The sequence below is a fragment of the Pseudomonas tohonis genome (assembly GCF_012767755.2).
Classification (GTDB): Bacteria; Pseudomonadota; Gammaproteobacteria; order Pseudomonadales; family Pseudomonadaceae; genus Metapseudomonas; species Metapseudomonas tohonis.
Genome location: NZ_AP023189.1, coordinates 6,076,744 through 6,096,185, shown reverse-complemented (window position 1 = coordinate 6,096,185; position 19,442 = coordinate 6,076,744). Strand labels below are relative to the sequence as shown.

General features: G+C 67.0%; 13 protein-coding genes. 10 read left to right on the top strand and 3 right to left on the bottom strand.

Going from position 1 to position 19,442, the window contains the following annotated elements; translation table 11 throughout:
- Window positions 1–51: 51 nt before the first annotated feature.
- Complete coding sequence (locus HSX14_RS27945) at window positions 52–2,757, bottom strand: putative bifunctional diguanylate cyclase/phosphodiesterase (RefSeq protein WP_173171256.1); 2,706 nt, start codon at window positions 2,755–2,757, stop codon at window positions 52–54.
- A 129-nt stretch (window positions 2,758–2,886) separates the two neighbouring features.
- Between HSX14_RS27945 and HSX14_RS27940 the strand changes: the two genes are divergently transcribed.
- Window positions 2,887–3,366, top strand: coding sequence for a hypothetical protein (locus HSX14_RS27940; protein WP_228723506.1), 480 nt, complete (start codon window positions 2,887–2,889; stop codon window positions 3,364–3,366).
- 201 nt (window positions 3,367–3,567) lie between these two features.
- Here HSX14_RS27940 and aceF read toward each other — a convergent pair whose 3' ends face one another.
- Together aceF and aceE are read right to left on the bottom strand one after the other, a co-directional pair.
- Window positions 3,568–5,544 (bottom strand): dihydrolipoyllysine-residue acetyltransferase, encoded by a 1,977-nt coding sequence (aceF, locus tag HSX14_RS27935; protein WP_173171261.1) that lies wholly within the window; start codon window positions 5,542–5,544, stop codon window positions 3,568–3,570.
- An 11-nt stretch (window positions 5,545–5,555) separates the two neighbouring features.
- On the bottom strand, window positions 5,556–8,201 hold the full coding sequence (gene aceE / locus HSX14_RS27930; protein WP_173171263.1) for a pyruvate dehydrogenase (acetyl-transferring), homodimeric type: 2,646 nt from the start codon (window positions 8,199–8,201) through the stop codon (window positions 5,556–5,558).
- Window positions 8,202–8,439: 238 nt separating this feature from the next.
- On the opposite strand from aceE, the gene glnE reads away from it, so the two are divergent.
- The 9 genes from glnE to HSX14_RS27885 all read left to right on the top strand — a co-directional run bounded on the left by glnE (window position 8,440) and on the right by HSX14_RS27885 (window position 19,408).
- On the top strand, window positions 8,440–11,388 hold the full coding sequence (gene glnE / locus HSX14_RS27925; RefSeq protein ID WP_173171265.1) for a bifunctional [glutamate--ammonia ligase]-adenylyl-L-tyrosine phosphorylase/[glutamate--ammonia-ligase] adenylyltransferase: 2,949 nt from the start codon (window positions 8,440–8,442) through the stop codon (window positions 11,386–11,388).
- A 54-nt stretch (window positions 11,389–11,442) separates the two neighbouring features.
- Window positions 11,443–12,366, top strand: coding sequence for a branched-chain-amino-acid transaminase (gene ilvE, locus HSX14_RS27920; RefSeq protein ID WP_173171267.1), 924 nt, complete (start codon window positions 11,443–11,445; stop codon window positions 12,364–12,366).
- Window positions 12,367–12,460: 94 nt separating this feature from the next.
- A complete protein-coding gene (gene waaF / locus HSX14_RS27915) occupies window positions 12,461–13,498 on the top strand; it encodes a lipopolysaccharide heptosyltransferase II (protein WP_173171269.1) in 1,038 nt (345 codons plus the stop codon).
- The gene (gene waaC / locus HSX14_RS27910) at window positions 13,495–14,556 is read left to right on the top strand and encodes a lipopolysaccharide heptosyltransferase I (protein ID WP_173171271.1); all 1,062 of its coding nucleotides are present in this window, start codon (window positions 13,495–13,497) and stop codon (window positions 14,554–14,556) included. Before waaF ends, waaC begins: the two co-directional genes overlap by 4 nt.
- Window positions 14,556–15,677, top strand: a complete 1,122-nt coding sequence (locus HSX14_RS27905; protein WP_173171273.1) for a glycosyltransferase family 4 protein — start codon at window positions 14,556–14,558, stop codon at window positions 15,675–15,677. Before waaC ends, HSX14_RS27905 begins: the two co-directional genes overlap by 1 nt.
- Window positions 15,674–16,489, top strand: a complete 816-nt coding sequence (rfaP, locus tag HSX14_RS27900; protein ID WP_173171275.1) for a lipopolysaccharide core heptose(I) kinase RfaP — start codon at window positions 15,674–15,676, stop codon at window positions 16,487–16,489. Before HSX14_RS27905 ends, rfaP begins: the two co-directional genes overlap by 4 nt.
- The gene (locus tag HSX14_RS27895) at window positions 16,486–17,223 is read left to right on the top strand and encodes a lipopolysaccharide kinase InaA family protein (RefSeq protein ID WP_173171277.1); all 738 of its coding nucleotides are present in this window, start codon (window positions 16,486–16,488) and stop codon (window positions 17,221–17,223) included. Before rfaP ends, HSX14_RS27895 begins: the two co-directional genes overlap by 4 nt.
- A complete protein-coding gene (locus HSX14_RS27890) occupies window positions 17,220–17,975 on the top strand; it encodes a lipopolysaccharide kinase InaA family protein (RefSeq protein ID WP_173171280.1) in 756 nt (251 codons plus the stop codon). The genes HSX14_RS27895 and HSX14_RS27890 overlap by 4 nt, the downstream gene beginning before the upstream one ends.
- Window positions 17,972–19,408, top strand: a complete 1,437-nt coding sequence (locus HSX14_RS27885; protein WP_173171282.1) for a lipopolysaccharide kinase InaA family protein — start codon at window positions 17,972–17,974, stop codon at window positions 19,406–19,408. The genes HSX14_RS27890 and HSX14_RS27885 overlap by 4 nt, the downstream gene beginning before the upstream one ends.
- Window positions 19,409–19,442: the final 34 nt, after the last annotated feature.

The window sequence follows — 19,442 nt, the reverse complement described above, 5'->3', positions numbered from 1 at the left end:
GGTGGCTGGCTGGTCGATAGACCTGCGGGAATGGCCGATGTTACAGCAGGCTCAGGGCTGCGGGCGGCAGGGGTAGCGGCGCAGGCTTTCCACCAGCAGGTGCCCGGGGATGGGCTGGTCGAACAGGTAGCCCTGGCCGACATCGCAGCGCTGGCGACGGAGGAAGGCCAGCTGCTGGGCGCTCTCGATGCCTTCGGCGACGACCTTGAGCTTGAGGTTGTGGGCCATGGCGATCACCGCCGAGGTGATTTCCATGTCGTCCTGGTTGTCGGGGATGTCCTTGATGAAGCTGCGGTCGATCTTGATGACGTCGATCGGGAACTTCTTCAGGTAGCTCAGAGAGGAGTAGCCGGTGCCGAAGTCGTCCATGGCCAGGGTCAGGCCGAGGGTCTTGAGGCGGTTGAGCTGGTGCTTGGTGTCGTCGGTGGCTTCCAGCAGCAGGCCTTCGGTCAGCTCCAGCTCCAGCAGCCCCGAGGGCAGCTGTTCCTCGTGGAGGATGGCGGCGATGGAACCCACCAGGTCCGGGTCGCTGAATTGCTTGGGCGAGAGGTTGATCGCCACCTGCACATCGCCCATGCCCGAGGCGCTGAGGCGTCGGCTCATGCGGCAGGCTTCGCGGATCACCCACTTGCCGATGGGGATGATCATCCCGGTTTCCTCGGCGACGCTGATGAACTGGTCGGGGCGGATCATGCCGCGTTCCGGGTGCTGCCAGCGGAGCAGCGCCTCCATGCCCAGCAGTTGCCCGGTCTTGAGGCAGAGCTTGGGCTGGTAGAAGACTTCCAGCTCGTTCTGCGCCAGGGCGCGGCGCAGGTTGTTCTCGACGAACAGCTTGTAGCTGGCTTCGGCGTTGAGGGTCTCGGTGAACAGCTGCAGCTGGTGCTTGCCGTTGGCCTTGGCCTTGTGCAGGGCGAGGCCGGCGTGCTTCATCAGGGTCTGCGGGTCACGCCCGTGCTGCGGTGCGCAGGCGAGGCCGAGGGAGCCGGTGACGCTGATCAGCTGGTTGTCGACGAACAGCGGTTTGTCGAGGGTGTGGAGGATCTGCCCGGCGGTTCTCTGCCCGCTTTCCAGGTCGGCGCCGTCGAGCAGCACGGCGAACTCGTTGCTGGCGAAGCGCGCGAGGATGTCGCCCTGGCCGAGGGTGTTGCGCAGGCGGCGGGCGAGGCTGACCAGGAGCTTGTCGCCGGTCTGGTGGCCGAGGCTGTCGTTGATGCGCTTGAAGTTGTCGATGTCCACCAGCAGCAGGCAGAGGGGCGATTCGAGGTCGCTCTGGAAGCGCTCCTCCAGGCTGCGGATGAAGTACGGGCGGTTGCCCAGCCCGGTGAGGTTGTCGGTGTAGGCCAGCTTCTCGATGCGCTGCTGGGCCAGCTTGTTGTGGGTGACGTCCTCGTAGATGCCGATGTAGTGCGTCAGCTCGCCGTTCTCGCCGAATACCTTGGAGATGGACAGCTGGCCCCAGTAGGGCTCCAGGTTCTTGCGCCGGCTGCGGAACTCGCCCTGCCAGCTGTTGCTGGTGGAGAGGCTGGAGCGGGCGTCGAACAAGAGGTCGCTGAGGTTCTCCAGGGCCGGCAGGTCGGACAGGCGGCGGCCATGGACCTCATCCGAGCTGTACTGGGTGATGGCGGTGAAGCTGGGGTTGACGTATTCCACCAGGCCGTCGCGGTCCACCAGCAGGAAGGCGCTGGCGCTCTGCTCGACGGCGCGCTGGAACAGGTGCAGGGCGTTGGTGGCGTCGAGGCGTTGCTGGTTGACCAGGACCTGGGCGAACTGGTCGGCCAACTCGCCGGCGAAGGCGATCTCGTCGGTCTGCCAGACGCGCTGGCCGCCGGTGTGTTCCAGGCACAGCACGCCGACCACATCGCCGCCGATGCGCACGCTGGCATCGAGCAGGGCGATGATGCCCTGGGGCTTGAGGTAGTCGTTCACCAGCTCGCTGGTGCGGGGGTCGCGCTGGGCATTGTGGGCGTCGATGGCGCGCCCGCTGTGCAGGGCTTCGAGGTATTGCGGGTAGCGGCTGACGTCGATGGCGTCGGGGTGTTCATGGTGGTCCTGGTCGCGCCGGTAGAGGTTGATGGCGCGCAACAGGTCGCCGTCGAACATCCACAGGGAGGCGCGGGACACTTCGTAGGCTTCGCAGGCGGCCTGGGTGATCAGCTTGGCCGCCTCCAGGGCGGGGTCGCCGGCACCGTAGCGGTGGCGGGCCAGGCGCACGATCAGGCTCTGCTGCGCGCGGGAGCGGATCAGGTGTTGCAGGTGGTCTTCCTGGGAGCGCTGATAGAGGTCCAGGGAGCTCTTGAGTCGGGTGTTCTGGGCTTCCAGTTCGCTGAGGCGCTGGTCGGTGTCGTCACCCGCGTCGCCGTCCTCGACATCCACCGGCAGCAGGTAGCCGCGAAGCAGGCTGCGGCCATGCTGCTGGAAGGCTTCGCCGAGCTCGAGGATGGTGCGCACGCCGTCGGTCGTGTGCAGGCTGTACTGCACCTGGTAGCTGGCGCCGCCGGCCAGCTGGCGCTGGATTTCGTCGTGAAGGCGGTAGCGCGCTTCGGGGGACATCAGGCTGGCGTAGGGCGAGCCGACCAGGGCACAGAGCTCGGTGGCCGGCATGCCGATATGGCGTTCGCAATTGGGGTCGAGGAACAGCAGCGCCCAGCTGGCCTCGTTGATCCGCTCGAAACGCATGAGGCCAAGCCGCGAAGGGACTGGCAACTGCGTCACAACCTCGGCCACCGTACGGCTGGCGGCATCGGGATGGCTTTTCATCGGGCGGGGGGGTTCCAGTATGCTGACCGAGTCGGGCCTCGGCCCACTTCTTAATATGGCGTCGGGCAAGGGTGCATCATGCGGATGGGGCTGACAAGACAACTTGGTGGGGCTTTGATGCTGTGCGGTATGTTTTTTTTATCACCGGCCTCGGCGGCCGGTTCGGAGCCGGTTCTCAGCAGCGCTGAGCAGACCCGCTACCTGGCCGAGATCAAGCGTCTCTACCTGACCGATGACGAGCGCAAGGCCCTGTTCGCGCACACCAATGCGCTGCTGAAGACCTATGCCCTGAGCGCCGGCTACCAGGTCGGCTCCAGCGATCGGCGTGACCTGCAGTACCAGGTGAGCCTGGCGCGGCCGGGCGAGCTGATGCTGCGCGAGGAGGTCCGGGCCACGACGGGAACCGGCGTCGCGGTGCGCAACCGGCTGCTGCCGGTGTTCGGCGTCGATCCGAGCATCAGCTATGCCTGCCCGCGCGAGGGCCAGGCCTGCGTGCTCAACGTGCCAGGCTCCAGCGAGCCGATGCTGACCATCGTGCGCGACCTGGACGGTGCCGGGCAGTTGGCCAAGGCGTTCAGCTTCCTGATCCGCAACCTGCAGAAGGGCTGACCCGGCTGCGACCGGACCCACCCGCCGGCGCGGGTGGGCACCGCCTCTCCCTCCTCCTTCCTTCGACGCGATGCGGGCCACCGCAGGGCCGGGCGTGGGCGCCAGCGGGCGAGTCCGTGGGTGGATTCAGGGCAAAAAAAACCCCGCCTAAGGGGGCGGGGTCGAGGTGCGAGCGTGGCGTGCTCGCGATGAAGCAAAGGTTTACAGCAGCATGGTGCGGATATCCGCCAGCACGTCACCCAGGCGCTTGGTGAAGCGCGCGGCGGCGGCGCCATTGATCACGCGGTGGTCGTAGGACAGCGACAGCGGCAGCATCAGGCGCGGCTGGAAGGCCTTGCCGTCCCAGACCGGCTGGATGGTGGCCTTGGACACGCCGAGGATCGCCACTTCCGGCGCGTTGACGATCGGCGTGAAGCCGGTGCCGCCAATGTGGCCGAGGCTGGAGATGGTGAAGCAGGCGCCTTGCATGTCGTCCGCCGAGAGTTTCTTGGTCCGGGCCTTCTCGGCCAGGGCGGCGGCTTCGGCGGCCAGTTGCAGCAGGCTCTTCTGGTCGACGTTGCGGATCACCGGGACCAGCAGGCCGTCCGGGGTGTCCACGGCGAAGCCGATGTGCACGTACTTCTTGCGGATCAGCGCCTTGCCGCTGGGGGCGAGGGAGCTGTTGAAGTCCGGCATTTCCCTGAGCAGGTAGGCGCAGGCCTTGAGCAGCAGCGGCAGCACGGTCAGCTTGACGCCGGCTTTCTCGGCGACGGCTTTCTGGGCGACGCGGAAGGCTTCCAGCTCGGTGATGTCGGAGGAGTCGAACTGGGTCACGTGCGGGACGTTGAGCCAGCTGCGGTGCAGGTTGGCAGCGCCGACCTGCATCAGGCGGGTCATCGCCACTTCCTCGATCTCACCGAACTTGCTGAAGTCGACGGTGGGGATCGGCGGGATGCCGGCGCCACCAGTGGCCGCCGCGGCGGCTGCCGGGGCGTCCTTGGACTTCTGCATCACGGCCTTGACGTAGGCCTGCACGTCTTCCTTGAGCACACGGCCGTGCGGGCCGGTGGCGGTGACCGCGCTCAGCTCGACGCCGAACTCGCGGGCCAGCTGGCGCACGGCCGGGCCGGCATGGACCTTGGCGCCGTCGGAGCGCGCCGGTGCGCCGGGGCTGCCGGCGGCGGCGGCCGACAGCGAGGCGATGGCGTTGACCTCGGCGGCCACGGCCGGACTGGCGCCGGCCGGTACGCGATGCACCGGCTGGCTGTCCTGCGCAGCGGGTGCTGGTGCGGCAGCCGGGGCGGCGCCAGCGGTGCGCAGCTTGAGGATCAGGTCGCCGGTGCCGACTTCGGTATCCAGCTTGACCACGATGCTCTCGACCACGCCTGCGGCGGGCGAGGGGATCTCCATGCTGGCCTTGTCGGACTCCAGGGTGATCAGGCTCTGGTCGGCTTCGACGCGATCGCCGGCCTTGACCAGGATCTCGATCACCTTGGCCTTGCTGTCGGAGCCGATGTCCGGGACGTGGACGTCCTGCACCGCTTCGGCAGCCGGAGCGGCCGGCGCAGCAGCGGGGGCCGGTGCCGGTGCGGCGGCAGGTGCTTCGGCGGCCATGGCGGCAGCCGGGGCGGCGCCTGCGGTGCGCAGCTTGATGATCAGGTCGCCGGTGCCGACTTCGGCATCCAGCTTGACCACGACGCTCTCGACGATGCCTGCGGCAGGCGAGGGGATCTCCATGCTGGCCTTGTCGGACTCCAGGGTGATCAGGCTCTGGTCGGCTTCGACGCGGTCGCCGGCCTTGACCAGTATCTCGATGACCTTGGCCTTGCTGTCGGAACCGATGTCCGGGACGTGCACGTCCTGGACACTTTCACTGGCAGGGGCCGCCGGTGCCGGTGCGGCAGCGGGCTTCTCCTGCGCCTTGGGCGCGGCGGCCGGAGCCTGGGGCGCGGGTGCCGCAGCGGCGGCTCCCTCGACGTCCAGTTCGATCAGGTCGTCGCCTTCCTTGAGGCGGTCGCCGATCTTCACTTTCAGGCTCTTCACCACGCCGGCCTTGGGCGAGGGGACTTCCATGCTGGCTTTGTCGGATTCCAGGGTGACCAGGCTCTGGTCGGCTTCGACGCGGTCGCCGACCTTGACCAGAATCTCGATCACTTCGCCTTCGCCGCCGATATCGGGTACGCGGATCAACTCACTCACAATGCGTCTCCTCAGCAGTCCAGGGGGTTGCGCTTATCGGGGTCGATGCCGAACTTGGCGATGGCCTCGGCCACCACTTTCGGTTCGATGTCGCCACGATCCGCGAGGGCTTCCAGCGCCGCCAGGACGACCCAGTAGCGGTCCACTTCGAAGAAGTGGCGCAGCTTCTTGCGGCTGTCGCTGCGGCCGAAGCCGTCGGTTCCCAGGACCTTGAATTCCTTGCTCGGCACCCACTGGCGAATCTGTTCGGCGAACAGCTTCATGTAGTCGGTGGAGGCCACGACCGGGCCCTTGCGGCCGCTCAGGCACTGCTCGACGTAGGTCGACTTGGGCTTCTGGCCCGGGTGCAGGCGGTTGTGGCGCTCGATGGCCAGGCCGTCGCGGCGCAGTTCGTTGAAGCTGGTGACGCTCCAGACGTCGGCGCCGACGTTGAACTCGTCGCGGAGGATCTTCGCCGCTTCGCGGACTTCGCGCAGGATGGTGCCCGAGCCCAGCAGTTGCACGTGGTGCGCGGCTTCCTTCTTGTCCTCTTCGAGCAGGTACATGCCCTTGATGATGTCTTCCTCGACACCGGCCGGCATGGCGGGCTGGGTGTAGGCCTCGTTCATCACGGTGATGTAGTAGAAGACGTCCTGCTGCTCTTCGGTCATCTGGCGCATGCCTTCGCGGATGATCACCGCGAGCTCATAGCCATAGGTGGGGTCGAAGGTGCGGCAGTTGGGGATGGTGCCGGCCAGCATGTGGCTGTGGCCGTCCTCGTGCTGCAGGCCTTCGCCGTTGAGCGTGGTACGACCGGCGGTGCCGCCGATCAGGAAGCCACGGGTACGGCTGTCACCGGCGGCCCAGGCCAGGTCGCCGATGCGCTGGAAGCCGAACATCGAATAGAAGATGTAGAACGGCAGCATCGGCTGGTTGTGGCTGGAGTACGAAGTGCCGGCGGCGATGAAGGAGCTCATGGCGCCCGCTTCGTTGATGCCTTCCTCGAGGATCTGGCCCTTCTTGTCCTCGCGGTAGAACATCACCTGGTCCTTGTCGACGGGCTCGTAGAGCTGGCCGACGGAGGAGTAGATGCCCAGCTGGCGGAACATGCCTTCCATGCCGAAGGTGCGGGCTTCGTCCGGGATGATGGGGACGATGCGCTGGCCGATTTCCTTGTCCTTGACCAGCTGCGAGAGGATCCGCACGAAGGCCATGGTGGTGGAGATCTCACGGTCGCCCGAGCCGTCGAGGATGGCCTTGAGGGTGTCCAGCGGCGGGGTGGGGATGCTGAAGCTCTTGGCGCGACGCTGGGGCACGAAGCCACCCAGGGCGGCGCGGCGCTCGCTCAGGTAACGGGCTTCGGCGCTGCCTTCCTCGGGTTTGAAGAAGGGCAGGTTCTCCAGCTCGTCGTCCTTCACCGGGATGTCGAAGCGGTCGCGGAACGACTTCAGGCTGTCGACGTCGACCTTCTTGGTGTTGTGCGCGGTGTTCTTCGCCTCGCCCGCTCCGGTGCCGTAGCCCTTGATGGTCTTGGCCAGGATGACGGTGGGCTGGTCCTTGTGGTTGACCGCCTGGTGGTAGGCCGCATAGACCTTGTAGGGGTCGTGGCCGCCACGGTTGAGCTTCCAGATCTCGTCGTCGGACAGGTCGGCGACCATGGCCTTGAGTTCGGGCGTGTTGAAGAAGTGCTCGCGGACGAACGCGCCGTCCTTGGCCTTGTAGTTCTGGTACTCGCCGTCGATGACTTCGTCCATGCGGCGCTGCAGGATGCCGTCGACGTCCTTGGCCAGCAGCGGGTCCCAGAAGCGGCCCCAGATGACCTTGTTGACGTTCCACTGGGCGCCACGGAATACGCCTTCGAGTTCCTGGATGATCTTGCCGTTGCCGCGTACCGGGCCGTCGAGGCGCTGCAGGTTGCAGTTGATGACGAAGATCAGGTTGTCGAGCTTCTCGCGGCCGGCCAGGGAGATGGCGCCGAGGGATTCGGGCTCGTCGCACTCGCCGTCACCCATGAAGCACCAGACCTTCTGCTTGCCGGCGGGGATGAAGCCGCGGCTTTCCAGGTACTTCATGAAGCGTGCCTGGTAGATCGCCTGGATCGGGCCGAGGCCCATGGAAACGGTGGGGAACTGCCAGAAGTCCGGCATCAGCCAGGGGTGCGGGTAGGACGACAGGCCGTTGCCATCGACTTCCTGGCGGAAGTTGTTCATCTGCTCTTCGGTGATGCGGCCTTCCATAAAGGCGCGGGCGTAGACACCGGGGGAGGCGTGGCCCTGGAAGTAGATCAGGTCGCCGCCGTGTTCGTCGGTCGGGGCCTGGAAGAAGTAGTTGAAGCCGATGTCGTAGAGGGTCGCCGAGGACGCGAAGCTGGAGATGTGACCGCCCAGGTCGGAGTCCTTCAGGTTGGTGCGCATGACCATTGCCAGCGCGTTCCAGCGTACCAGCGAGCGAATGCGGCGTTCCATGAACAGGTCGCCAGGCATGCGTGCTTCGTGGGTGACGGGGATCGTGTTGCGGTACGGCGTGGTGATGGCATAGGGAAGCTGCGAACCGCTACGGGTAGCGAGTTCACCCATACGGGTCATCAGGTAGTGCGCGCGGTCTTCGCCTTCTTTGTCGAGAACCGATTCCAGGGCGTCCAGCCATTCCTGGGTTTCGACGGGATCGAGGTCTTGCATGGCTTGCTCCAGGGCGGAAAGGCTTCCAGAATCGGACGCCTATGTTCACTGACAGCCTTATGGGCTGGCAGATTGCTAATTCTTGGATTTACCGGGGGTCGAACCGGCCTTGTGTAGTTTTACTACATTTCGACGGCCGTTTCAGCACTCTGGACACAATCTTTCGTAGTAAAACTACAGATGGGCGGCGCGAGGCCAGCAACCACAGGCCCGGCGTACGCCGATCACAGGATAGACCATGAGCCTGCCCCCGCTTGTCGCCCTCCCTCCGCAACTGCAATCGCTCGCCGACCGTGCGCGCCAGGCCTTCACCTCCGATCAGGAGGGCCTTCCGGAATCCCTGCGTGCGGCATTCGACGGCTGGCCCGACGAACGGAAGCAGGCGTTCCTGCGGGTGTGCGCAGCCAGTGATTTCGTGGCCGAGCAGACGCGGCGCGATCCGGCAATGCTCATGCAGCTGGCGGAATCGGGCGAGCTGGAATGTACACTTAAAAATGGTGAATTGTGTACAGATTTGGATTCAATCATCTCCACCTGTGCGAGTGAGGACGAGCTGGCGCACCACCTGAGGCGTTTTCGCAATCGCCAGCAACTGCGCATCATCTGGCGCGACCTGACCCGCCAGGCGGACCTCGCGGAAACCTGCCGCGATCTCTCCGATCTCGCCGACGCCTGCATCGATGGCGCCTACCACTGGCTCTACAGCCGCCACTGCGCGCAGTTCGGCACCCCCACCGGGCGCCGCTCCGGGCAGCCGCAGCACCTGGTCATCCTGGGCATGGGCAAGCTGGGCGCCCATGAGCTGAACCTGTCCTCGGACATCGACCTGATCTTCGGCTACCCCGAGGGTGGCGAGACCGAAGGCGCCAAGCGTGCGCTGGATAACCAGGAGTTCTTCATCCGCCTCGGCCAGAAGCTGATCAAGGCGCTGGACGCCATCACCGTCGACGGTTTCGCCTTCCGCGTCGACATGCGCCTGCGCCCCTACGGCTCGTCCGGCGCGTTGGTGCTCAGCTTCAATGCGCTGGAGCAGTACTACCAAGACCAGGGGCGCGACTGGGAGCGCTATGCGATGATCAAGGCACGGGTGGTCGGCGGTGACCAGCAGGCCGGCGCGCAGTTGCTGAAAATGCTGCGACCCTTCGTCTACCGCCGCTACCTGGACTTCTCGGCCATCGAGGCGCTGCGTTCGATGAAGCAGCTGATCCAGCAGGAAGTGCGCCGCAAGGGCATGACCGAGAACGTCAAGCTCGGCTCCGGCGGCATCCGCGAGGTGGAGTTCATCGCCCAGGCCTTCCAGCTCATCCACGGCGGTCGCGACCTGAGCCTGCAGCAGCGCCCGCTGCTCAAGGTGCTGGCGACGCTCGAAGGGCAGGGCTACCTGCCGCCGGCGGTGGTGGCCGAGCTACGCGACGGCTATGCCTTCCTGCGCTACACCGAGCACGCCTTGCAGGCCATCGCCGACCGGCAGACGCAGATGCTCCCGGACAACGACCTGGACCGCGCCCGCGTCGCCTTCATCATGGGCTTCGGCGACTGGTCGGCCTTCCATGAGCGGCTGATGTACTGGCGCGGTCGCATCGAGTGGCATTTCCACCAGGTCATCGCCGATCCCGACCAGGACGAGGAGGCGGGCCCGCAGGACGCTTGCGTCGGCGGCGAGTGGCTGCCGCTGTGGGAAGACGCCCTGGACGAAGAGAGTGCCTGCCGGCAATTGAGCGAGGCTGGCTTCCTCGACCCGCTGGCCGCCCTCAAGCGCCTGGTCGACCTGCGCAACGGCCCTCAGCTGCGCGCCATGCAGCGCCTCGGGCGCGAGCGCATGGACGCCTTCATCCCGCGCCTGCTGAACATGGCCAGCGAGCACGGCAAGCCCGACCTGGTGCTGGAACGCGTGCTGCCGCTGGTGGAGAAGGTGGCCCGGCGCTCGGCCTACCTGGTGCTGCTCAGCGAGAACCCCGGTGCCCTGGAACGCCTGATCACCCTCTGCGCCGCCAGCCCCTGGATCGCCGAGCAGATCGCGCGCTACCCGCTGTTGCTGGACGAGCTGCTCAACGAAGGCCGCCTCTATCATCCGCCACTGGCCCCCGAGCTCGCCGCCGAGCTGCGTGAGCGGCTGACCCGCATTCCCGAGGACGACCTCGAGCAGCAGATGGAGGCCCTGCGTCACTTCAAGCTGGCCCACAGCCTGCGGGTGGCGGCCTCCGAGATCGCCGGCACCTTGCCGCTGATGAAGGTCAGCGACTACCTGACCTGGCTGGCCGAAGCCATTCTCGACCAGGTGCTGGCCCTGGCCTGGCGCCACACCGTGGCCCGCCATGGTGCGCCGCGTCGCGCGGACGGCAGTGCCTGCGACCCGGACTTCATCATCGTCGGCTACGGCAAGGTCGGCGGGCTCGAGTTCGGCCATGGCTCCGACCTGGACCTGGTGTTCATCCACGACGGCGACCCGCAGGCTGAGACCGACGGCGCCAAGCCCATCGACGGTGCGCAGTTCTTCACCCGCCTGGGCCAGCGCATCATCCACCTGCTCACCACCCAGACCACCTCCGGCTCGCTCTACGAAGTGGACATGCGCTTGCGCCCTTCCGGCGCGTCCGGCCTGCTGGTGAGCTCGCTGGGAGCCTTCCAGCGCTACCAGGAGAACGAGGCCTGGACCTGGGAACACCAGGCGCTGGTGCGCGCCCGCGTGCTGGTGGGCTGCAAGCGCGTGGCCGCGGCGTTCGACTCGGTTCGCCTGGCGGTGCTGGGGCGCGAGCGTGAGCTGGCCACCCTGCAGCAGGAGGTCAGCGAGATGCGGGCGAAGATGCGTACCACCCTGGGAACGCGCGAGACTGCGGCGGGAACCGCTGCGAACGCCTTCGAAAGCACCGTTCCCTTCGATCTGAAGCAGGACGCCGGCGGTATCGTCGATATCGAATTTATGGTGCAATATGCGGCCCTTGCCTGGTCGCGACAGCACCCTGAGCTGGTGCGCTACACCGATAACATCCGCATTCTCGATGGCCTCGAGCAGGTCGGATTGCTGTCCGGTGAAGCGGTCAGCCTGCTGCAGGAGGCCTACAAGGCCTATCGCTCCGCCGCCCACCGGCAGGCGTTGCAGAAGCAGCCGGGCGTAGTGAGTGGTGACCAGTTCCACGCGGAGCGCCAAGGCGTGATGCGGATCTGGCGCGAGTTGGGCTTGAGCTGACAGCCTGCTAACTCGCCGTGCTGAATCAATCGAACCTTTGAGGAGCTGGCAAATATGTCGATGGCCGATCGTGATGGCGTGATCTGGTATGACGGCGAACTGGTGCCGTGGCGCGAAGCGACCACTCACGTACTCACCCACACCCTGCACTACGGGATGGGCGTGTTCGAAGGCGTGCGCGCCTACAACACCCCCGACGGCACGGCGATCTTCCGCCTGCAGGCGCATACCGACCGCCTGTTCGACTCCGCTCACATCATGAACATGCAGATCCCGTGGTCCAAGGACGAGATCAACGAGGCCACCCGTGCCGCCGTGCGTGAGAACAACCTCGAAAGCGCCTACATCCGCCCGATGGTGTTCTACGGAAGCGAAGGCATGGGCCTGCGCGCCACCGGCCTCAAGGTCCACGTCATCGTCGCCGCCTGGAACTGGGGCGCGTACATGGGCGAGGAAGCGCTGCAGAAGGGCATCAAGGTGCGTACCAGCTCCTTCACCCGCCACCATGTGAACATCTCCATGACCCGCGCCAAGTCCAACGGTGCCTACATCAACTCGATGCTGGCCCTGCAGGAAGCCATTTCCGGCGGCGCCGACGAGGCCCTGATGCTGGACCCGGAAGGCTACGTGGCCGAGGGTTCCGGCGAGAACATCTTCATCATCAAGGACGGCGTGCTCTACACCCCCGAGGTGACCGCCTGCCTCAACGGCATCACCCGCAACACCGTGCTGCGCCTGGCCGAAGAACAGGGCCTGAAGCTGGTCGAGAAACGCATCACCCGTGACGAGGTGTACATCGCCGACGAGGCCTTCTTCACCGGCACCGCCGCCGAAGTGACCCCGATCCGCGAAGTCGATGGCCGCAAGATCGGCATCGGCAGCCGTGGCCCGGTGACCGAGAAGCTGCAGAAGGCCTACTTCGACCTGGTGACCGGCAAGACCGCCGCGCGCGCCGAGTGGCGTACCCTGGTCAAATAAATAGACAAGGCTGCAAAGTGCAAGCCGCAAGCCGCAAGCAGTGGGTACTGCTTGGCGCTTGCGGCTTGTCGCTTGAGGCCCCGAAGCTGCCTTTATGAATATTCTGATCGTTGGCCCCTCCTGGGTGGGCGACATGGTGATGGCGCAGACACTCTTCCAGTGCCTGAAAGCCCGCCATGGCGACTGCCAGATCGACGTCCTGGCACCCGAGTGGAGCCGGCCCATCCTCGAGCGCATGCCCGAAGTGCGCCAGGCCCTGAGCTTCCCGCTCGGCCACGGCGCGCTGGAACTGGCCACGCGCCGCCGCATCGGCAAATCCCTCGCCGGTCGCTATGACCAGGCGATCCTCCTGCCCAACTCGCTGAAGTCGGCGCTGGTGCCCTTCTTCGCCGGGATTCCCAAGCGCACGGGCTGGAAGGGCGAGCTGCGCTATGGCCTGCTCAACGACATCCGCAAGCTGGACAAGTCCCGCTACCCGTTGATGATCGAGCGCTTCATGGCCCTGGCCTACGAGCCCGGTGCCGATTTGCCGCAGCCCTACCCGCGGCCGACCCTCGAGATCGACCCGGCGAGCCGCGACGCGGCATTGGCCAAGTTCGGCCTGAGCCTCGATCGCCCCGTCCTGGCCCTGTGCCCCGGCGCCGAGTTCGGCGAGGCCAAGCGCTGGCCGGCCGAGCACTACGCCAAGGTCGCCGAACTGAAGGTGCGCGATGGCTGGCAGGTCTGGCTGTTCGGCTCGAAGAACGACCACCCCGGCGGCGAAGACATCCGCATGCGCCTGATCCCCGGCCTGCGCGAAGAGGTGATCAACCTCGCCGGGCAGACCAGCCTGGCCGAAGCCATCGACCTGATGTCCTGCTCCGGTGCCGTGGTCTCCAACGACTCCGGCCTGATGCACGTGGCCGCCGCGCTCAACCGTCCGCTGGTGGCCGTCTATGGTTCCACCTCGCCGCTGTTCACCCCGCCGCAGGCGGAGCAGGTGGAAGTGGTGCGCCTGGGCCTGGAGTGCAGCCCCTGTTTCGATCGCACCTGCCGCTTCGGCCATTACAACTGCCTGCGCCAGCTCAAGCCGCGCCCGGTGATGGATGCCCTGGGGCGCCTGGTGGCGGACCCGGCCGAGGTCGCTGAATGAGGGTTTTGCTGGTCAAGACCTCATCCCTGGGTGACGTGATCCATACGCTGCCGGCGATCACCGATGCCGCCCGTGCCATTCCCGGCATCCAGTTCGACTGGGTGGTGGAGGAGGGGTTCGCCGAGATCCCCGCCTGGCATCCGGCCGTGGCCCAGGTCATCCCGGTGGCCATCCGCCGCTGGCGCAAGAACATCGTGCAGACCATCCGCAGTGGCGAGTGGAAGCGCTTCAAGGCGCGCCTGCGCGAGACCCGCTACGACCTGGTGATCGACGCACAAGGGCTGTTCAAGAGCGCCTGGCTGACCCGTTACGCCAAGGCCCCAGTGGCCGGGCTGGATCGCGAATCCGCCCGCGAGCCCGTCGCCGCGCGCTTCTACCACCAGGCCCACGCGGTGGCCTGGGGGCAGCACGCCGTCGAGCGCGTACGCCAGCTGTTCGCCAAGGCGCTGGACTACCCGCTGCCGGCGACCACCGGCGATTACGGCCTCAACCGCGCGCAACTGGCCGATGCGCCGGGTGGCGCGCCGTACCTGCTGTTCCTCCATGGCACCACCTGGGATACCAAGCACTGGCCCGAAGCCTACTGGCGCGACCTCGCCGAGCGGGTCTGCGAGCACGGCTGGAATCTGCGCCTGCCCTGGGGCAACCCGAATGAGAAGGCGCGCGCCGAGCGCATCGCCGAGGGCTTGGAAAACGCCGCGGTGCTCCCCAGATTGTCCCTGGCGGGGATGGCCAAGGTACTGGCCGGCGCGCGTGCCTGCGTGGCGGTGGACACCGGCCTGGGCCACCTGGCGGCGGCGCTGGATGTGCCGACCCTGTCGCTCTACGGGCCGACCAATCCCGGCTTCACCGGTGCCTATGGGCGTTCGCAGGTGCACCTGGGCAGCGACTTCCCTTGCGCGCCGTGCCTGAAGAAGACCTGCACCTACCAGCCGACCGAGGACGACAAGCGTCGCTTCGACCTCAAGCGCGAGCAGCCCCTGTGCTTCACCCGGCTGAACCCGCAGCGCGTGGCCACCCAGCTGGAGGCCCTGCTGCTGACCGAGGACACACACTGATGCAACTGGCATTCGTGCTTTACAAGTACTTCCCGTTCGGTGGCCTGCAGCGTGACTTCATGCGCATCGCCCAGGACTGCCAGCGCCGTGGGCACGCCATCCGCGTCTACACCATGATCTGGGAAGGCGACATCCCGGACGGTTTCGAGGTGCTGATCGCGCCGGTCAAGGCGCTGTTCAACCACAAGCGCAACGAGAAATTCACCGCCTGGGTCGAGGCCGACCTGGCCAGGCGCCCGGTGGACCGGGTGGTCGGCTTCAACAAGATGCCGGGCCTGGACGTCTACTACGCCGCCGATCCCTGCTTCGAGGACAAGGCGCAGACCCTGCGCAACGGCCTGTATCGCAAGTGGGGGCGCTACAAGCACTTCTCCGACTACGAGCGCGCGGTGTTCGCCCCCGAGTCGAAGACCGAGGTGCTGATGATCTCCGAGGTGCAGCAGCCGTTGTTCGTGAAGCACTACGCCACGCCGGCCGAGCGCTTCCACCTGCTGCCGCCGGGCATCGCCCCCGACCGCCGCGCGCCGGCCAACGCCGCCGAGATCCGCGCCGAATTCCGTCGCGAGTTCAAGCTGGCGGACGACCAGTTGCTGCTGGTGCAGATCGGCTCCGGCTTCAAGACCAAGGGCCTCGACCGCAGCCTGCGTGCACTCGCCGCGCTGCCCAGGGCACTGAAGAAGCGCACGCGGCTGATCGTCATCGGCCAGGACGACCCCAAGCCCTTCATCCTGCAGATGAAGGCGCTGGGCATTTCCGACCAGGTCGAGATCCTCAAGGGGCGCAGCGACATCCCGCGCTTCCTGCTGGGTGCCGACCTGCTGATCCACCCCGCCTACAACGAAAACACCGGGACCGTGCTGCTGGAGGCGCTGGTCGCCGGGCTGCCGGTGCTGGTGACCGACGTCTGCGGCTACGCCCACTACATCGACGAGGCCAGGGCAGGCCGCGTGGTGCCGAGCCCCTTCGAACAGGAGCAGCTGAACCGCATGCTGGCCGAAATGCTCGACGACGATAACGCCCGCACCGAATGGGCCCGCAACGGCCTGGCCTTCGCCGACACGGCGGACCTCTACAGCATGCCGCAGCGCGCGGCCGACGTGATCCTGCAGGCACGGCCATGAAGCTGATGCTGGAACAACCCTTCAAGGACCTCTGGGCCGGGCGTGACCCGTTCGCCGAGGTGGAGAAGCTGCAGGGCGAGGTGTTCCGCGAGCTGGAGGCCCGGCGCACCCTGCGCACCGAGGTCGACGGGCGCGGCTACTTCGTGAAGATCCACCGCGGCATCGGTTGGGGCGAGATTTTCAAGAACCTGGTCACTGCCAAGGCGCCGGTGCTGGGCGCCGGCCTGGAGTGGGCGGCCATCCAGCGCCTGCAGCGCGCCGGGGTGCCGACCATGACCGCGGCGGCCTTCGGCGAGCGCGGCAGCAATCCCGCGCAGCAGCATTCCTTCATCATTACCGAGGAGCTGGCGCCGACCATCAGTCTCGAGGACTTCAGCCTCGACTGGGTGCAGAACCCGCCAGCCCCGGCGCTCAAGCGCGCCCTGATCGACGAGGTGGCGCGCATGGTGCGCGAGATGCACCGCGCCGGGGTCAACCACCGCGACTGCTACATCTGCCATTTCCTCCTGCACACCGACAAACCGGTCACGGCGGGGGACTTCCGTCTCTCGGTGATCGACCTGCACCGCGCCCAGGTGCGCGAGAGCACGCCGCGCCGCTGGCGCGACAAGGACCTGGCGGCGCTGTACTTCTCCGCGCTGAACATCGGCCTGACCCGGCACGACAAGCTGCGCTTCCTCAGGGTCTACTTCCAGCAGCCCCTGCGCCAGGTGCTGCGTGAGGAGATCGGCCTGCTGGCCTGGATGGAGCAGAAGGCCGCACGACTGCTGGCGCGCTACCAGCGCAAGTACGTGGAAGGAGCAGCGGATTGAGTAACTGGAAACTGGCGCCCGGGCTCGACGCCGATGTCGCCCGACTGTTCGCCGATCTCGACGCGGTGTTCGCCCTGCAAGGGGACTGGATCACCGGTGACCCGCTCTCCGAGGTTTTGCGGGTCGAGCACGCCGGCATCCGCTACTACGTCAAGCGCTACTGGGGCGCGGGCAAGGGCCTGCGCCGCTGGATCGGCCGGCCGCGGGTCAAGGCCGAGTGGCAGAACCTCAAGAATTTCAGCAAGTGGGGCATCCCCACGGCTCCGGTGGTGGGCTGGGGCCTGGAGCGCCGCTTCGGCCGCTTCCACCGTGGCGCGCTGATCACCCGCGAGCTGGAGCGCACCTCCGACATGGCGGCCCTGGCGCAGCGCGACGACGCTCGCCTGGATGACGCGACCTGGGTCGATGGCGTCAGCCGCCAGCTGGCCCGAGCCACCCGCGCCATGCACGACCACCACTTCGCCCACAACGACCTGAAGTGGCGCAACCTGCTGGTCAACGACGAGGGCGAGCTGTTCCTCATCGACTGCCCCACCGGCGCCTTCTGGTTCGGCCCCTTCCTGCGGCGCCGCATCGTCAAGGACCTGGCCTGCCTGGACAAGGTCGCCAAGTACAAGCTGAGCCGCACCCAGCGCCTGCGCTTCTACCTGCAGTACCGCGGGCGCCAGCGCCTGAACGTCGGCGACAAGCGGCGGATCAGGCAGATCATCGGTTTCTTCGAGGGACGCGAATGAGCGACTTCATCGCCACCAGCGACCGGGACATCCTGGCCCGCCATGGTCTCGACAGTTTCGAGGCGCTGTGGAACCTGCAGCTCGAGGCCGTGGACGCCCCCAACACCGGCCGGGGAGGCTGGAGCAGCGTGTTCCGCCTCGACCTGGGCGATGCCGCCTACTACCTCAAGCGGCAGAGCAACTACCTCAGCCGCAGCCTGGCGCGGCCCTTCGGCGAGCCCACCTTCGCCCGTGAGTTCCGCAATATCCAGCGCTACCAGGCGCTGGACGTGCCGGCCCTGCGCGCCGCGTTCTTCGCCGAGCGGGAGGTGCACGGCGAGCGCCGGGCCATCCTGCTGACCCGCGCACTGGATGGCTGGACCGAACTGGCCGAGTTGCTGGATCGCTGGCCCTCCCTGGGCGAGGACCAGCGCGCGGCGATCATCCTCGCCGTGGGCACCCTTGCGCACCGGCTGCATGCGGCCGGCCAGGTGCATGGCTGCTTCTACCCCAAGCACATCTTCCTGCGCGAGATCGGCGGGCATTACGAGAGCTGCCTGATCGACCTGGAGAAGACCCGGCCGCTGCTGCTGGGCCGTCGTGACCGGGTCAAGGACCTCGAGCCGCTGGTGCGCCGGGCCAACCCCTGGGGCGAGAGCGAGCTGCGCGAGCTGCTGGTGGCCTACCTGGGCGCCGGGCACTCCAGCAGCGATGTCGACACCTGGGTCCGGCGCCTCGGTGCGCGCCGTCGCAACAAGGAGCGCCGCGCTTGAAGCTGGCTGAACTCGCCGGCGCCGGTCGTGCGCCGACCCTGCCGCTGCTCGTGGACGCCGAGGGCGGCCTGGAGCTCATCCAGCTGTTCCGCGTGCTGCCCGGGCAACGCTATGTCGGGCGTGCCCGCTGGCAGGGGCGCGACGTGCTCGCCAAGCTGATGGTGGGCGCCAAGGCGGAGCGTCACTACCAGCGCGAACTGGCCGGTGCGCGGCTGCTCGCCGAGCAGGGGCTGCCGACGCCGGCGTTGCTGGCCCAGGGCTTCGAGGCGGGGCAGGGCGGCTGGCTGCTGTTCGATTACCTGGAGGGTGCCCGCAGCCTGTGGGACGACTGGCGCGTGGTGGAAGCCGAGGCGCCGCTCTCCGATGGCCAGCAGGCCGTGCTGGGCGAGGCCCTGGCGCTGGTCGGCCAACTGCACGGCAAGGGCCTGGTCCAGGAAGACCTGCACCTGGACAACATCCTTCGCCACCAGGGTGCGCTGCGACTGATCGATGGCGGCGGCGTGCGTGGCGAGTCCCCCGGGCAGAGTCTGGCGCGGGACAAGGTACTGGCCAATCTCGGCGTGTTCTTCGCCCAGTTGCCGGCGAGCCTCGACCCCTTCCTCGAAGAACTGCTGGTGCATTACCTGCTGGCCAACGGCGAACACGCGCTGCCGCTGGAGATGCTGCAGAAGGAAATCGCCCGGGTACGCCGCTGGCGCCTGCGCGACTTCCTCGGCAAGGTCGGGCGCGATTGCAGCCTGTTCAGCGTGATCGGCTCGGCCTTCGGCTTGCGCGCCGCCCGGCGTGATTCGCTGGATGCTCTGGCGCCGGTGCTGGCCGATCCCGATGCGGCCATCGCCGCCGGTCGCCTGCTCAAGGGCGGCGGCACCGCCACCGTGGCGCAGGTGGAAATCGATGGGCGGCCGGTGTTGCTCAAGCGTTACAACATCAAGGGCCCGCTGCATTGGCTCAAGCGCTTCTGGCGCCCGAGCCGCGCCTGGCACAGCTGGAAGGAGGGCAATCGCCTGGCCTTCCTCGGCATCGCCACGCCGCGCCCGCTGGCAATGATCGAGCGCCGCTGGTGCTGGCTCCGGGGCCGTGCCTACCTGATTACCGAATATCTGTCCGGGCACGATATAATCGCCCGTTTTCGAGACGCCCAGGTCGATCCGCAGGGCAATGGCCTGCCGGCAGAGTCCGATCTGCAGGCGCTGGACCGCTTGTTCGCCGCGTTGATCCGCGAGCGCATCAGCCATGGCGATCTCAAGGGACACAACCTGTTCTGGCAGGACGGCGCCTGGTGCCTCATCGATCTCGACGCCGTGCAGCAGCACCGCAGCGAGCGCAGCTTCGCCAAGGCCTATGCCCGTGATCGCGCCCGCTTCCTGCGCAACTGGCCTGCCGACTCGGCGTTGTACCAGCTGCTGGACCGACGTTTACCCAAGACAGCTTGAAGCCGTGAGCTTGAAGCTGGAAGAAAGAGCCCTA